General features: G+C 74.0%; 12 protein-coding genes. 3 read left to right on the forward strand and 9 right to left on the reverse strand.

The window, feature by feature from the left end; all coding sequences use genetic code 11:
- Both AB0G50_RS33030 and AB0G50_RS33035 read right to left on the reverse strand, forming a co-directional pair.
- Window positions 1-866, reverse strand: an 866-nt coding sequence (locus tag AB0G50_RS33030) for an L-erythro-3,5-diaminohexanoate dehydrogenase (protein WP_360116936.1), incomplete at its 3' end; no start/stop codon positions are given.
- 71 nt (window positions 867-937) lie between these two features.
- A complete protein-coding gene (locus tag AB0G50_RS33035) occupies window positions 938-2074 on the reverse strand; it encodes an FAD-dependent monooxygenase (RefSeq protein WP_360116939.1) in 1137 nt (378 codons plus the stop codon).
- A 79-nt stretch (window positions 2075-2153) separates the two neighbouring features.
- On the opposite strand from AB0G50_RS33035, the gene AB0G50_RS33040 reads away from it, so the two are divergent.
- Window positions 2154-2981 (forward strand): helix-turn-helix transcriptional regulator, encoded by an 828-nt coding sequence (locus AB0G50_RS33040; protein ID WP_360116942.1) that lies wholly within the window; start codon window positions 2154-2156, stop codon window positions 2979-2981.
- Here AB0G50_RS33040 and AB0G50_RS33045 read toward each other — a convergent pair.
- The 3 genes from AB0G50_RS33045 to AB0G50_RS33055 are packed head-to-tail and all read right to left on the reverse strand — an operon-like array spanning window position 2954 to window position 5962.
- A complete protein-coding gene (locus AB0G50_RS33045; RefSeq protein ID WP_360116945.1) occupies window positions 2954-4477 on the reverse strand; it encodes an alpha-amylase family protein in 1524 nt (507 codons plus the stop codon). The two genes, AB0G50_RS33040 and AB0G50_RS33045, sit on opposite strands and share 28 nt — an antisense overlap.
- On the reverse strand, window positions 4474-5433 hold the full coding sequence (locus AB0G50_RS33050; protein WP_360116948.1) for a TIGR03885 family FMN-dependent LLM class oxidoreductase: 960 nt from the start codon (window positions 5431-5433) through the stop codon (window positions 4474-4476). Before AB0G50_RS33050 ends, AB0G50_RS33045 begins: the two co-directional genes overlap by 4 nt.
- 55 nt (window positions 5434-5488) lie before the next feature.
- Window positions 5489-5962, reverse strand: coding sequence for an FxsA family protein (locus AB0G50_RS33055; protein WP_360116950.1), 474 nt, complete (start codon window positions 5960-5962; stop codon window positions 5489-5491).
- Window positions 5963-6069: 107 nt separating this feature from the next.
- On the opposite strand from AB0G50_RS33055, the gene AB0G50_RS33060 reads away from it, so the two are divergent.
- Complete coding sequence (locus AB0G50_RS33060) at window positions 6070-7464, forward strand: lysine 2,3-aminomutase (RefSeq protein ID WP_360116952.1); 1395 nt, start codon at window positions 6070-6072, stop codon at window positions 7462-7464.
- Window positions 7465-7468: 4 nt separating this feature from the next.
- Here AB0G50_RS33060 and AB0G50_RS33065 read toward each other — a convergent pair whose 3' ends face one another.
- The 4 genes from AB0G50_RS33065 to AB0G50_RS33080 all read right to left on the reverse strand — a co-directional run bounded on the left by AB0G50_RS33065 (window position 7469) and on the right by AB0G50_RS33080 (window position 14689).
- Window positions 7469-8482: an LLM class flavin-dependent oxidoreductase gene (locus AB0G50_RS33065; RefSeq protein ID WP_360116954.1), complete on the reverse strand. Its 1014-nt coding sequence runs from the start codon at window positions 8480-8482 to the stop codon at window positions 7469-7471.
- Between the two features lie 140 nt (window positions 8483-8622).
- Window positions 8623-10413: a hypothetical protein gene (locus AB0G50_RS33070; protein ID WP_360116956.1), complete on the reverse strand. Its 1791-nt coding sequence runs from the start codon at window positions 10411-10413 to the stop codon at window positions 8623-8625.
- 33 nt (window positions 10414-10446) lie between these two features.
- A complete protein-coding gene (locus AB0G50_RS33075) occupies window positions 10447-14217 on the reverse strand; it encodes a hypothetical protein (RefSeq protein ID WP_360116959.1) in 3771 nt (1256 codons plus the stop codon).
- Between the two features lie 67 nt (window positions 14218-14284).
- Entirely contained in the window at window positions 14285-14689 is a 405-nt protein-coding gene (locus tag AB0G50_RS33080) for an OsmC family protein (protein WP_360116961.1), read from the reverse strand.
- 87 nt (window positions 14690-14776) lie between these two features.
- Between AB0G50_RS33080 and AB0G50_RS33085 the strand changes: the two genes are divergently transcribed.
- The gene (locus tag AB0G50_RS33085; RefSeq protein WP_360116964.1) at window positions 14777-15988 is read left to right on the forward strand and encodes an MFS transporter; all 1212 of its coding nucleotides are present in this window, start codon (window positions 14777-14779) and stop codon (window positions 15986-15988) included.
- Window positions 15989-16019: the final 31 nt, after the last annotated feature.

The raw sequence follows: 16019 nt of genomic DNA on the forward strand, positions 1-16019 counted from the left end.
CCCCGTCCCTGTGCGAGGGGGTCGAGCCATGGGGCGCGGCCGAGCGAAGGCCAAGCAGACGAAGGTGCGGCGCCGTGCTCGCAGCCCGGTACGTCCACGCACACCACGGTGACGTCGACCTGCTCCCCCACCGCGTCGGCGACGGCGACCGGGTCCCGGGCGTCGGCCACCACGACCTCGTCGGCCAGGCCCGCGCGGCGCACCGCGTCGGCCTCGCGGGTGGTGGGCACGAGGGCGACGAGGCGGGACGCGCCGGCGCGGCGGGCGGCGGCCAGCGACAGCGACCCGGACTTGCCGCCACCGCCCAGCACCAGCACCGAGGGCCGGTCGCGGCGGCGCACGACGCGGTCGGTCAGCGCGGGCGCGCCGCACACGTCGAGCACCGACAGGGCGAGCGCGTCGGGCAGGTCGGCGGGCAGCACGGCGGCGATGGAGCGGCCGAACAGGATCGCCGTGCCGGCGCACGGCACCTGCTCGTCGGCGCCGTCCCAGCGGCTCAGGCCGTCGGTGAGGCGCAGCGGGGTGAGGGTGAGGGAGACGAGGGTGGCGACCCGGTCGCCGGGGCGCAGGCCCAGCGGCGAGTCGGGGCCGACCTCGCGGACCACGCCCAGCAGCATGCCGCCGGAGCCGGTGACCGGGTTCTGCATCTTGCCGCGCTCGGCGACGATGTCGAGCACCGCGCGGCGCACGCCTCCCGTGCCGTGCTCCTCGCGCAGCTGCCGGAACGACGCGGCGTCCAGGTTGAGCCGCTCGACGTCGACCAGGACCTCGTCGGATCCGCACGTCGGTGTCGCGTCCAGGCGCCACGCGCGTTGGGGCAGCACACCGGCCGGGTCGAGCACGCGGTGCAGGCCGTAACGCGACATGGCGTAAATCCTTCGGTCGTTGCCGGATGTACCGGGATATCTTCACGCCGTACCTCAAGATCGCGCAAGTATCAGTAGCGGTCGAGGGTGATCGCGGTGGCCGCCTCGCGGATCGGCGCGGTGATCCGCTCGATCATCTTCTCCCGGCCGGGCAGGTGCGGGATCAGCCGCAGCATCCGGGTCTGGAACCAGATCTGCGCGGCCGAGCCGAGCACCATGCCCTTGAGGTTGCGGTCGGCCAGCGCCTGGTTCGCGGTCACGAACGGGCGCATCGCCGCCTCGTACCGGGCGAACGCCTCCGCGTGCGGGGCCCGGGACAGCTCGCCGGCCAGCACGTACGCGCCGACCAGCGCCAGGCTCGTGCCCTGGCCCGACGCGGGCGAGGCGGCGTACCCGGCGTCGCCCACCAGCACCACCCGGCCGTGCGACCAGGCGTCCATCCGGACCTGGCTGATCGAGTCCTCGTACAGGTCGTCCGCGTCGCGGGCCGCCGCGATCAGTTCGGGCACCCGCCACCCGGCGCCCGCGTAGGCCTGCTCGAGGGTGCCCTCGCGGTAGAGGAACAGCGCGCGGGCGGGCGAGCCGTCGGCGGTGCGGTAGACGTTGGTGGTGCGACCGGGTTCGGCGTGCAGAAGCTCCTCACGGTCGAGGCCAAGGCCGTCGGCGGCGGTGAACACCGCGAGCCGGTGGCCCAGGTCGTGCCGGAACCGCTCCTCCTCCCCGAACGCCAGCGCCCGCACGCCCGAGTGCAGCCCGTCCGCGCCGACCACCAGGTCGAACGTGCGGGGCGCGGCGTGCTCGAAGGCGACCCGGACCCCGTCGGAGCCCTCGTCCAGGCCGGTGACCCGATCGCCGTGGAGGTACTCGACGTCGGTCGCCTCGCGCCACACCCGCAGCAGGTCGCCGCGCACGATCTCGACGTCCTCGCCCTCGCGGCCGCCGAACACCTCCGCGCTCATCGTCGCGATCCGCCGTCCGCCGCGGTCGACGAAGTGGGCGTCGCGGACGTCGGTCTCCTTCGCCACCACCGCGTCCAGCAGTCCGGCGCGGCGCACGACCTCGACCGCCGCGCCCCGGATGTCGATCTTGTAGCCGCCGTCGCGGTGCGCGGCGGCGCGTTCCACGACGGTCGGGTTGTGGCCGTGGCGCTTGAGCCAGAACGCCAGAGAGGTGCCCGCGATGCCCGCGCCCGAGATCAGGATGTCCATGCCGACAAGCCTGTGCCGGCGCGCGCCGGGTAGCCGGCGTCGGACTTTTCCTAGGTCCGGTGGACCTAGGCTTGCGCCCGTGGGCGAGTTGAGCGAGTTCCTGAGATCCCGGCGGGCCAGGCTGAGTCCCGACGACGCGGGACTGGGCACCTACGGCGCGCGGCGGCGGGTGCCGGGCCTGCGGCGCGAGGAGTTGGCGCAGCTGGCCGGGATCAGCGCCGACTACTACGTGCGACTCGAGCAGGGCCGGCTGGACAACGTGTCCGACCAGGTCCTGGACTCGGTGGCGCGGGCGCTGCGGCTCGACGTCACCGAGCACGACCACCTGCGGTCGCTGGCCCGGCCGCGCCGCCGGTCCGTCGCGCCGGCCGCACCGGAGGCCACGGTCCGCGACACCCAGCGGTGGCTGCTCGACTCGATCGCCGGTCCCGCCTACATCCTGGGTCCGCGCACCGACGTGCTGGCGTGGAACGGGCTCGCGTGCGCCCTGTACGGGGTGGAACTGGGCGCGCTGGAGCGACCCAACATGGCGCGGCTGATCTTCCAGGACCCGGCGGCCCGCGAGGTGTGGACGCCGTGGGAGGACAAGGCGCGCGACACCGTCGGCGGGTTGCGCGTGCTCGCCGGGCAGTACCCGGAGGACACCGTGCTCGCCGCGCTGCTGGCCGAACTGGCCGACGACCCGGTGTTCGCCCGGCTGTGGACCGAGCACGAGGTGTGGACCAGCCCGTTCGGCGCCAAGCACTTCCGGCACCCGGTGGCGGGGGAGTTCACGCTGCACTACGAGGCGTTCGGCGTGCCGGGCCACCCCGACCGCACGCTGATCACCTACAGCGCCGACCCCCGCTCCCCCGCCGCCGACGCGCTGGCCCTGCTGGGTCAGGCGCGCAGCCAACGGCAGCCGTAGGGCGGCAGCGTCACCGTCGGCGAGGTGGTGCCGACGGTCAGCACGTCGTGCAGCTCGCCGGTGAGACCGGGCAGCTCGACGGTGACCTCCCGGTCCGCCAGGTTGTGCACGGCCACGACGGTGCCGCCGTCGATGTCGCAGCGGTGCGCGAACACGGCGGGCTCCGCGGTGTCCAGCACCCGGAACGCGCCCCACGCCAGCTCCGGGCACTCGCGGTAGCGCGCCACGAGCAGCCTGGTCCACGACAGCAGCGAGTCGGGGTCGCGGCGCTGCTCGGCCTGCGCGTCCCACCACATCGGGGTGCGCACCGCGAGCCTGCCCTCCAAGGCCAGGTCCTCGGTCATGCCGACCTCCTCGCCGTAGAACAGCACCGGCGTGCCCGGCAGCGAGAACAGCAGGCTGTAGACCATCCTGATCCGCCGCTGGTCGCCCTCGAGCATCGACGGCAGCCGGCGGCGCAGACCGCGGCCGTAGAGCTGCATGTCCTCGTCGGGGCCGAACGCGGCGAACACCTCCTGCCGCTCGGGTTCGGTCAGCTTGTCCAGCGTCAGCTCGTCGTGGTTGCGCACGAACGTCGCCCAGTGGCAGTCGCGCGGCGGTTGCGGGCGCTCGGTGAGCGCGTGCGTCAGCGGACCGGCGTCACCGCGCGCCAGCGACAGGTACATCTGCTGCATGCCGATGAAGTCGAAGCACAGGTGCAGCTCGTCGCCCACGCCGTCGACGCCGCCGAAGAACTTCGCGGTGTCGGCGTAGGGCAGGTTCACCTCGCCCAGCAGCACGCCCTCGCCGTTGCGGCGGGACAGGAACGCCCGCAGGTCGCACAGGTAGTCGTGCGGGTCGGGCAGCGCCTCCACCGGCGCCTCCAGCAGGAACGGGACGGCGTCGACGCGGAACCCGGACAGGCCCAGCTCCATCCAGAAGCCCATGACGCGGGCGATCTCGTCGCGCACCGCCGGGTTGGCCACGTTCAGGTCGGGCTGGTGCTTGTAGAACTTGTGCAGGTAGTACTTCTTCGCCTTGCGGTCGTAGGTCCACAGCGACGTCTCCTGGTCCGGGAAGACGACGCCCTCGTGCTGGTCGGCGGGCGGCTTGTCGGCCCACACGTACCAGTCGCGGTAGGGCGAGTCGGGGTCGCTGCGCGCGCTCTGGAACCACGGGTGCCGGTCGGAGGTGTGGTTGACCACCAGGTCGGCGATCACCCGGATGCCGCGGTCGCGCGCGGTGCGGACGAACTCCACGACGTCGCCGTGGGTGCCCAGGCGCGGGTCGACGCCGTAGAAGTCGGTGATGTCGTAGCCGTCGTCGCGGTCGGGCGTGGGGTAGAACGGCATCAGCCACACGCAGGTCACGCCCAGCGCGTGCAGGTGGTCGATCTTCTCGATCAACCCCCGGAAGTCGCCGCACCCGTCGCCGTCGCCGTCGTGGAAGGTCTCCACGTCCAGGCAGTAGACGACGGCGTTCTTCCACCACAGGTCGGCCGTCCTGGTGAGCTTCACGACCGCACCGCCGGCAGCACGTGCTCGCCGAACGCGCGCAGGAACGGCTCCTGCTCCCGACCGACGTGGTGCAGGTACAGCTCCTCGAAGCCCAGGTCGAGGTAGCCGCGCAGCAGGTCGGCGTGCCGGGACAGGTCGGCCGAGACGTGCACGACCTCGGCCACCCGCTCGGGCGTGACCCCCGCGGCGATCGCGTCGAAGTGCTCGGCGGTCTCCAGGTCCCAGCACACCGGCGGCGGGAACACGTTGGTGCGCCACTGCTCGTGCGCCAGGCGTTCGGCCTCGTCCCGGCTCGGCGCCCAGGACAGGTGGACCTGGAGCCGCAGCGGACCGCGCCCGCCCGCGTCGCGGTAGGCGTCGACCATCCGCCGCAGGTGCTCCTCGGGCGCGTTGACGGTGATCAGCCCGTCGGCCCACTCGGCGCACCACCGCGCGGTCTCCACGCTCACCGCCGCGCCGACCAGGTCCGGCCGGGTGTCCGGGCGGGTCCACAGCCGGGCCCGGTCGACGGTGACCAGGCCGTCGTGGCTGACCTCCTCGCCGTCCAGCAGCGCCCGGATCACCTCGACGCACTCGCGCAGCCGGCGGGACCGGACCTCCTTGCGCGGCCACGGGTCGCCGGTGATGTGCTCGTTGCTCGCCTCGCCGGTGCCCAGCGCCGCCCAGAAGCGGCCGGGGTACATCGCGGCGAGGGTGCCGATGCCCTGGGCGACGATCGCCGGGTGGTAGCGCTGACCCGGCGCGTTGACCACCCCGAAGGGCAGGTCGGTGGCCTGGAGCGCGGCGCCCAGCCACGACCAGGCCAACGCGGACTGGCCCTGGTTCGCGCTCCAGGGCGAGAAGTGGTCCGACGACATCGCGGCGTCGAACCCGACGTCCTGGGCGAGTCGGACGGCGTCGAGGAGTGCTCTGGGGTGGACCTGCTCGTGCGAGGCGTGGACACCGATGACCGACATGTCCGATCAGTACCCGTTACCCGATCGGGTGACACGTCGGGGTGGACCCCGCGGGTCAGGTCAGCTCGGTGCGGTGGACCGGCGTCGGCGGCGCGGTGTCGACCACCTCGCCCTCGATCACCACGCCGCCCGCGTCGGCGGGACGGCCGTAGCGGGCGTTGAGGTGGACGGTGGCGGCGCGGCGTTCGGCCTGGGCGGCCAGTCGGCGGCTGACCAGCCGGCGGGTGGGCGGGAACAGCAGGAACAGGCCCGCGATGTCGCTGAGGAAGCCCGGGACCACGATCAGGAAGCCGGCCGCGGCGATGAGCACGCCGTCGGCGATCTCCTGGTGGGGTTCGCGGCGGTTGCGCACCGCCTCGCTGAACGACGCCAGCGTGCGCGCGCCCTCCCGGCGGATGAGCAGGGAGCCGAGGACGCCGCCCAGGATCAGCAGGCCCAGCGTGGGCAGGAAGCCCCACGAGCCGAAGGCCCAGATCAAGGTCGTCAGTTCCACGGCGATGCCGACGAGGAGGGCGAGGAGCACGCGCATACCTCCTCAACGCACGAACCGCCCGAAACGCTCCCTGCCGAAATATTTACGTCCAGAGGCCCATATGACAGCATATCTTCACGCGTCTCTACGGTTAGGGAGCATGTATGACTGCGGTTCACGATGTGGTGCCCGCGCGGCGGCCTGACCTCCAGCCCTACACCTACCTCCGCCGGGAGCTGGTGGAACCCGACTGGCGGCGCTTCCCCGGCTGGCGGCACGTCACCGACGCCCAGTGGCGCGACGCCCAGTGGCAGCGGGTCAACTGCGTCAAGAACGTCAAGCAGCTGCGGGCCCTGGTCGGCGACCTGCTCACCGACCGGTTCTACGACGACCTCGCCGCCGACCAGCGCGACCTGGCCACCATGTCCATGCTCGTGCCGCCGCAGATGCTCAACACCATGTGCCCCGACGCGCCCACCACGCCCGAGGGGTTCACCGAGGCGTTCCTCGCCGACCCCGTGCGCCGCTACATGCTCCCGGTCGCCTCCGACCGCGACCCGCACTGGCCGAGCCACCCCCACTCCACCCGCGACTCGCTGCACGAGGCCGAGATGTGGGTGGTCGAGGGCCTCACCCACCGCTACCCCACCAAGGTGCTCGCCGAACTCGTCTCCACCTGCCCCCAGTACTGCGGCCACTGCACCCGCATGGACCTCGTCGGCAACTCCACGCCCCAGGTCGACAAGCACAGGCTGCTGCTCAAGCCCGTCGACCGGCAGGACCGGATCGTCGACTACCTCAAGGGCGCGCCCGGCGTGCGCGACGTCGTGGTCTCCGGCGGCGACGTCGCCAACGTGCCCTGGCCGCAACTGGAGTCGTTCCTGATGCGGCTGCTCGACGTCGACACCGTGCGCGACGTGCGCCTGGCCACCAAGGCGCTCGCCGGCCTGCCCCAGCACTGGGTGCAGCCCAAGGTGGTCGAGGGCCTCGAGCGGGTGGCGCGCACCGCCGCCCGCCGCGGCGTCAACCTCGCCATCCACACCCACGTCAACCACGTGCAGTCGGTGACGCCGCTGGTCGCCGAGGCCGCCCGCACCGCCCTGGAGGTCGGCGTCCGCGACGTGCGCAACCAGGGCGTGCTCATGCGCGGCGTCAACGCCACCCCCGACGACCTGCTCGACCTGTGCTTCGCGCTCCAGGGCGAGGCGGGCGTGCTGCCCTACTACTTCTACATGTGCGACATGATCCCCAACGCCGAGCACTGGCGGGTCGCCGTGTGGGAGGCCCAGGCCCTCCAGCACGCGATCATGGGCTACCTGCCCGGCTACGCCACCCCGCGCATCGTGTGCGACGTGCCCTACGTCGGCAAGCGCTGGGTGCACCAGGTCGCCGAGTACGACCGCGAGCGCGGCGTGTCCTACTGGACCAAGAACTACCGCACCGGCATCGAACTCCAGGACGCCGACGCCCTGGAGCGCCGGCACCCCTACTACGACCCGATCTCCAGCCTCGGCGAGACCGGCCGCCGCTGGTGGGCCGAGCACGACCGACCGGAGTGACCGGCTAGCCCCGGGCCACCGCCAGCACCGGCAGCACCGCCTCCACCCCGCCCGCCGAGGTGCCCATCTCCACCCGGCGCACCCCCCGCGCCCACAACTCCCGCAACCGGTCGCGCACCTCGGCCTCCGTGCCCGCCACCACGAACCGGTCCCGCAGGTACTCCCACACGCCCAACTCCACCGCCGACTCCACGTACCGGCGCCTGCCCTCCTCCGACTGCCGGCCGTGCCGCGTCAGGTCGTAGCGGCGACCCAACTCCTCCACCCCGTCCCGGTACTCCGCCGGCACCGCCTTGCCGCGCATCCCGAACCGGGCGAAGTGGTGCGCGTGCGCCGCCACGATCCAGCCCGACGCCGCCACCGCCCGCTCCGGGTCCTCGTCCACCGCCACGCTGCCGGTGTTCCACCACAGCTCCGGCGCCTCCCGGCCGACCTCCGCGCACACCCGGTGCACCACCCGCTCCACCTCGGCGACCACGTCCGCGCTGTGCCCCAACCCGACGATCACCCCGTCGCCGATCTCCGCGGCCACCGCCAACGACCGCAACCCGTGCGCCGCCACCAGCACCGGCACCCGCGCCGCCGGCGGCCGGTCCAGGAACACCTCCCCGCCGCGCCACCGCGACCGACCCTCCGCCAACAACTCCCGCACGCACGTCACGTACTCGCGCAACCCCGCCAGCGTCGACGCCCGACCCGCCAGGTTGTACACGCCGCTGTCCCCCGTGCCCACGCCCAGGAACACCCCGCCCGCCGACACCTCCGCCAACGCCGCCAGCGCGCTCGCCGTCACCACCGGGTGCCGCGTCACCGGGTTCGTCACCGTCACGCCCAACGGCACCGCCGACACGTGCTGCGACAACGCTCCCAACAACGTCCAGCACTCCGGCACCACCACCGGCGAGTCCCACACCCCCAACCGCGCCACACCCGCCGACTCCACCGCCGCACCCCACGCGATCGCCTCCCGCACCGACCGCGCGCTGATGTTCACCGCGATGTCCGGAAACCCCTCCACCGCACGCCCCCTCGCCGTCTCCACCCACCCGAACACCCGGCGATCCTGGCCCGCCCGGCCGCCGGAGGACACCCCGCCGGCGGCATGCCCGTGATCCACCCGGCGCATGGCCCGACCGCCCGGCGCGTGCGCAGCGCCCCCTAGGTCCTCGCCGTCGAGAACGCCGCCAGCAACTCCCGCGCCACCGCCGCCGAGGACTCCTCCACCCCCGGCAGCGCCAGCACCAACTCGCACAAGGAACCCAGGATCGTCACCTCGCGCAGCCGGTACGCCTCCCCCGCCGCCCGCAACCGCCCCACCACCAGCGACCGCACGTCCGCCCGCGTCTCCGGCCGCACCCACGCCGTCGCGCACAACGCCGCGCCGGCCGCCTCCACCACCCAGTCCTCCGGGCCCGCCACCAGGTCCGCCAGGATCTCCCGCCGCAGCGACCGGCCCCACGGCTCGTCCGCCCGGTGGTGCGCCAACCCCAGGCACGCCCACACCTGCGCCGACCGCACCCACAACTGCGGCGCCCGCCGCGCCAGCACCCGACCCAACTCGTCGTCCGGCGGCGACGGCGGGAAGGCCAGCACCCCCAACAGGTCCGCCGCCGACAACCCCGACAGCACCACCGCCCGGTCGTAGGCCGCCGGCAGCGACGCCCAGTGGAACCCCGCCACCCGGCGCACCGCCTCCGCGGCCTCCGCCGACGGCCGCGCCACCGCCGGCACCGCCTCCGTGCCCTCGTACCGCCACACCGCGTGCCGCACCGGCCGCACCGGCACCCGCAGGTCCGGCTCCGGCACACCCGCCACCCACACCGCCACCGCCGGGAACACCGACCGCAGCGCCACCGTCGCGCTCGCCGGCTCCAACGCCGACGACGACACCTTCACGAGCGGCTCACCCGGGTCCCCGTCGCACAGCACCCCGTGCAGCACCTTCACCACCGCCTCCACCGGGTCCGGCACCCGACCCAGCCACGACCGGCCGCCGCAGTGCCGCGCCAGCACCTCCGCCGCGTACCCGTGGTCCGGGTGCGCCCGCACGTGGTCGGACAACGCCACCAGGTGCCGCACGTCCTCCTCCACCACGAACCGCAACCCCAGCGCCGTGGGCACCCCGCGCGGATGACCCGGATCCGCGTCCACCACCCGCTGCGCCCACACCAACGCCTCCGCCGGCCGGTCCATCGACTCCAGCAGGTCCGCGACGTCCACGCACAGCGCCAACTCACCCGGCTCGCGCTCCACCTCCCGCGCCCACACCTCCAGCGCCTCCTCCGACCGGCCCGCCGTGCGCAGCGCGTACCCCTCCATCACCGCCGCCTGGTGGCTCGGCCGCACCGCGAACGACCGGCGCGCCCACACCACCGCCTCCTCGCACGCGCCCAGCCGGCGCGCCAGCATCGACCCGCACCACAGCAGCACCGCGTGCCCCGGGTTGCGCGCCACCGACGCCCGCAGCAACTCCAACGCCGGCAACAACGGCGGCCGGTCCACCTCGTCCACCGGGTCGGCCAGGCCCTGCGCCAACCGGGCCACCGGGATCGCGATCACGTCCGGGTCCACCAGCTCGCCCAGGTCCGACCGGTGCAACCACGCCACGTCCAGCCACGGCCGGTCCGGCTCGTGCGCCGCCACGCTCAACAACACCCGCACCGCCTCGTCCCACCGCGACGCCGCCGCGCACAGGTGCGCCCGCGCGGCCACCGTGCCGATGAACGTCTCGCCCGGGTTCAGGTCGAAGAACCCCAGCGCCTGCTCCGCGCCGCCCGCCGCCGCCGCGAACTCCGCCAGCGCCTCGTGCGTGTCCGGCCACCGCGGGTCCAGCGCCAACGCGTCCGCCAGATGACCCGCCGCGTGCCTCAGGTCCCCACCCGCCAGCACCAACCGGGCCGACGCCACCTCACCCGCGGCGTCCCCGAACCGCCCGATCTCCTCGCGCACCCCTGCCCCCTCGCCCCGTCGACACGGCAAACCCTAGTGCCGCACCGGAATCCTCTCGAACCGCCGGAAATCGTCCACCAGCGCGGTGCCCGACACCGGGTCCCACGCCAGCCGGGCCCGCGCCCTCGCCAAGTGGCACAACGGGTTCCGCTCGTCGGCGACGCCGGCCAACCGCGCCGCGACACCCGCCGGGTCCTCGCCGAACACCCGCAGCACCGCCGCCGCGTAGTGCAGGTACGCCCGCGCCTGCTCGTGCACCGCCCGCAGCTCGTCGGCCTCCACCCGGTAGAGCACCACCTCCCGGTGCGCGGCGAACGCGGCCGACGTCAACCCCAGCCGCGGCACCTCCACCACCCACTGCCGCAACCGCACACCCGGCCCGTCCACCGCGTCCGCCAACCGCACCAGCAGCGCCTCGGTCACCGCCTCCACGTCCTGGCGCACCAGTTCCCGCGCCAACCCCGGCAGGTCCGCGCCCGCCGTGTGCAGGTCGTGCAACGACCAGACCACCCGGTTCAGGTCGCGCGGCAACCCGCCCGACAGCACGTGGCACAACCACACGAACGGCTCCGGCAACCGCGACACCCGCCGCACCAGCAACCGCCGCGTGTCGCCCAGCTCGAACCGGCGCACCGTCACCACCCGGTCGAACGCCGAGTCGAACACCGTCCGCACCGCGAGCGAACCCCGCGAGAACGACGCCATCGCGTCGTCGGACACCGCCACCAGGAAGAAGCACCCCTGAACCCCGAACACCGCCTTGATGTCGTTGAGGAACCGCTCCGCCTCCACCCCCGACCCGATCTTGTCCAACTCGTCCACGCACACCACGACCCGCGCGCCCGGCGTGCGCCACACCAGGAACTCGAGGAACTCCCGGAAGTCGTCCACCAGCTCCGGGAACGTCCGCGCCTGCGCCGCCCGCTGCCGCGCCACCTGCCCGCCGAACTCCGCCACCGCCGGCGGCTTCGCCGTCACCGACCGCGTCACCGTCGTGGTCTCCAGGAACCGCAACGCCTCCAGGTGCCGGCGCGCGACCTCCACCACACCCTCCACCGGCCGCCGCCGCACCCGCGACCACACCCACCCCACCACCGGCGACACCGCCACCAGCAACCCGCCGACCACCACCACCTCCCGCACGTGCCCCGGCACCCACGACCACCCGCGCGCCGCCACACCCGCCACCCACGACCACCGCCACGCGCCGGCCGCCACCAGGGCACCGGCCACGCCCACCAGCCACCACACCCACCGCCGCGACTTCCTCCCCGGCGCCGGCGCGTCCGCCAGCACCTCCTCGCACACCCGCGCGAACAGGTGCACCAGGAAGTCCCGGCTGCCGTAGTCCGTCGGCGCCGACACCGACACCGTCACGTCGTCCTGCCGCGCCCCGAACCGCAACTCCCCGAACAACGTCAGCACCGCGCTCTTGCCCACCCCGCGCGGCCCGCCGATCCCGATCGCGCCCCGCGACATCGACCGCAACCGCCGCGCCAACCACGCGCTCGTCCCGGTCGCCACGTACTGCGCCGGATCCGTCACGTCACCCAGCCGCGCCACCGACACCTCGGGCAGCTCCAGGGCGTAGGACCGCGGCCCCTCCCCCTCCAGCAACGCCGCCACCAGCGGCACGACCCCCTGGTCCACCAACGCGTCGACCCACTTGTCGTGCGCCCGCACGGCCTCCTGACGCGCCGCCGCCGCCCACGGCCACGCGCCCTCCGGCGGCCACCGGTCCGGGTCGTCGTACAGCCACCCGTCCCACCGCTCCCGCACCGACCGCGACAACACCCACACCACCGGCACCAGCGGGCTGTAGACCCCGTACACCCACAACTGCCAGTCCGGCACCGGAGTACCGGCGTTGACCACCGCGGCACCCACGATCAGCCCGCCGCACACCCACCAGCGCAGCCGGTCCACCGCCGCCGGCCGCCGGCGCGGGAAGTCCCGCCACCACCCCAGCACCAGCAGCACCACCACGGCCACCGCGCCCGCGACCACCACCCACGGCGGCGTCGACGTCCGGGCCGGGAGCGTGACCGCGAGCAGCGCGAACCCGAACGCCGACATGCCCGCCAGCGCCGTCCACAGCAACGGCGGCATCGGCGGCGGGCAGCGCCGCACGTACACCGACTTCGCCGCCACGTACCGGCGACGGGACGCGGTGCCGGTCGCCGCGATCGCGGCGACGTTCCGGTCGAACTCGGCGTACACCCGCCCGCCGAACCGGGCGAGCTCGTCCTCCTCCAGCACACCGCGCACGTCGACCCGCGCGCACGCCTCCTCCACCAGCCGGTCGCGCAGCACCACCAGCTGCGTCCGCGCCGAGTCCACCGTCGTCAGGTGCTCGTCCTGCGCGTACAGCGCCACCAGCCGGGCCCGCACGGCCTCGTCCCGGAACCGGTACCGCGGTCCTTCCCGGCGCACGAACGCGCCGGCCTCCTCCAGGACGCCCACGACGTCCCGCCGCAACCCGCCGACGGCCGCGAGCCACCAGCCGCACAGCAGGTACGGGCCGTACGCCGTGCTCAGCAGGCCGACCACGCCGCACACCAGCCAGAACGACGCGACGTCGTCGTCCCGCACGTCCGCCACCGTGCCGACCAGCGCCAGCCCGGTCACCGCGAACACCACCGCGCGCAGCGTCGCCGACGACCGGTCCCACCGCAGCAGTCGCAACGGCGCGTCCGGCCGGACCGGTGCGGGCGTCAGCACGAGCGCCGCCGCCACGGCGCCCACCACGCCCGCGAGGACCGACCACCACGTCGTCAGCAGTGCTCCCGCCGTGCCGACGACCGCGCCGGCGACCGGGCACCACCAGCGGGGCAGGATCATCCGCTTCGGCGGTCGGCACCGGACCACCAGGACGAACACCGCGCTCAGCAGCAGCGTGGCCACCACGCCGGTCACGATCGCGACCACAGGTCCGCGATCGGCCACCGCCCCGCCCACGCCGGAACCGCCGACCAGACCGACGCCGACGCCGAGGAACGTCGTCAGGCGGCGGGGCATCGTCAGCGCCGGCAGCCGCCACCACTCGACCTCCTCGCCGGTTTGCCCGAGCCGGCCCAGGGTGCGCAGGTCGCGCCACTGCGCGGGTGAAAGTCGTTCCAGCAGAAGGCGTTCCACCTCGTCCGGCTGGAGGTCGCGGGCCCGGGTCACGAGGTCGGGCCCGTCGCCGAGGCCCGCCCAGTCCGCCACCGCGCGGGCGAAGGGCCGTTGCAGCGCGGTGGCCAGGGAACCGTCGGGGTGGTCGCGGACCTCGTCGGCCACCGCGTCCCACCCCCGTTGCCGCAGCACGGCGGGCACAGTCGGGGGGCGCAGTTCGACGGTCGGCCACGGCGGCGCGTGCTCGGGCAGCGTCGTCAGGCGCACCGGCACGCCCAGTTCTTCCAGTTCCCGCACCAGATCCGGGCGCACGGACGGGTCGAGCTCGTCGACGCCGTCGACCACCGGGACGACCAGACCCGCCGTCAGCAGCCCCTCGGCGTCGACGGAGGGCGCGAGGCCGGCGATGGCCGAGAGCAGCCAGGACCGCACGGATCTATTGGCGTACCAGGTGTTCAGGGACAGCGGCAGCGGCACGGGGTCGCCCGGCGCGCGGGCGCGGAGCGCGGCCTGGGCGTAGTGCGCGGCGAACAGGGACCGGCCGGAGCGCGGTGGGCCGACGAACGCCAGCAGGGGGTCGGTACGGGTCACGACGTCCGCCAGGGGCGGGTCGAAGTCGGCGGACGGGTCGGTCGTGGTGAGGGCGGCGGCTAAGCGGTCCGCGTTCTCGGCGGCTTGGGGGTTGTTCATGCGGTGCGCGGGCTCCGGTAACTCGGAAGGGTTGATATTCGGTCTACACTGAAGTAATCGAGGAGACTCAACTGATCGTGACCGCGGTCAGCCGGACCTCCGTGCCGGCGCGCAGCGAGTTCGGCACCTCGGCCAGCGCGTCCACGTGCGACACCAGGGCGCGCAACCGGTCGTCGGAGGCGTCGCCCTCCACGTCCACCGCGTAGCCCACCGGCCCGGACACCGCGCCGAACTCGCCGGAGACGGTGACCTCCACCCGGTGCAGCACGATGTCCTCCTTCTCCGCCTCGCGGAACAGGTCGTTGGACACGCACGCGGCCACCGCCAGGTACAGCAGCTGACCACCGCCGAAGCCCAGGCCCCCTCCCCCGGCCCGCACCGACCGGTCGACGGTCAGCGTGAACGGACCGGCGTGACCGATCGCCGTCGACTCGCCCTGCAAGGTCCTGGTCCCGACCTCGAACGCCACCACGTCGCACCACCTTCGTCACGGGGACGGCAAGTCAAACACGGGAAATGCGGCTGCCCCACCCGCACTCCGTCACTAGCCTCCGACCGCATGCCCGCTTCTCGTCTCGGCCCCGACTTCACCAGGCTGTGGGCCGCCTTCGCGGTGTCCGGCGTCGGCGACGGACTCACCCTCGCCGCCGGACCGCTCCTGCTGGCCACGCTCACCGACGACCCGGCGCTGGTCGCGGGGGCGGTGTTCGCGCAACGCCTGCCGTGGCTGCTGTTCTCGTTGGTCAGCGGGGTGGTGGTGGACCGGCTCGACCGGCGCAGGCTGGTCGCCGCGGTCGACACCGCGCGGGCCGTCGTGGTGGGCGCGCTGGCGCTGGCGGTGTGGACCGGGCACGCGGGCGTCGGCGTCGTCTACGCCTGCCTGTTCCTGCTCGGCACCGGGAACACGCTGGTGGACAACGCGGTGCAGGCCATGGTGCCCGCCGTGGTGGCGTCGGACGACCTGCCCACCGCGAACTCCCGGATCACCGCGGTCGGCCTGATCGGCGGCAAGATGGCCGGACCGCCGCTCGGGTCGCTGCTGTTCGTGACCGCGGCGGCGCTGCCGTTCGGGATCGACGCGGCCAGCTTCGCGATCGGGGCGCTGCTGGTCCTCGCGGTCCGCAACCACCCCACGCCCGCGCCGGCGCCGCGCAAGCCCCTGCGGAACGAGATCGGCGAGGGGCTGCGGTGGCTGTGGGGGCACCACGCGCTGCGGATGCTGGCGCTGTGCCTGGCACTGCTGAACTTCGCGTGGACCGGCGGGTCCGCGGTCATGGTCCTCTACGCGCGGGAACGGCTGGGGCTGGACGAGGTCGGGTTCGGCCTGATGCTCAGCACCGTCGCCGCCGGCGGGATCGTGGGCGCGTTCGTCGCGGCACCGCTGGTGCGCCGGTTCGGCGCGGCCGTGCTGCTGCGGGTCGGGCTGGTCGTCGAGAGCCTCACGCACCTGGGGCTGGCGCTCGCCACCACGCCGTGGGTGGCGCTGAGCGTGCTGGCGGCGTTCGGCGTGCACGCCGTGGTGTGGAACGTGATCACCCAGACGGTGCGGCAGCGCGCGGTGCCGGAGGCCTTGCGCGGACGGGTGATGAGCGTGCTGTTCCTGCTGTCGATCGGCGGCGCCACGGTGGGGTCGCTGCTCGGCGGTGTGCTCGCCCGGGGGTTCGGCATCACCGCGCCCTACTGGTTCGGCGCCGTGCTGGTCGCCGGTGTCGCGGCCACCGCGTGGCGGTCGTTCTCCCGGGTGGACGCGGAAAACCCCGCCGCCGCGTGATCGCGGGACGGGGCTCTCCTGGCGGTCGGGG

Source organism: Actinosynnema sp. NPDC020468 (assembly GCF_040642015.1).
In the GTDB taxonomy this organism is placed as follows: domain Bacteria; phylum Actinomycetota; class Actinomycetes; order Mycobacteriales; family Pseudonocardiaceae; genus Actinosynnema.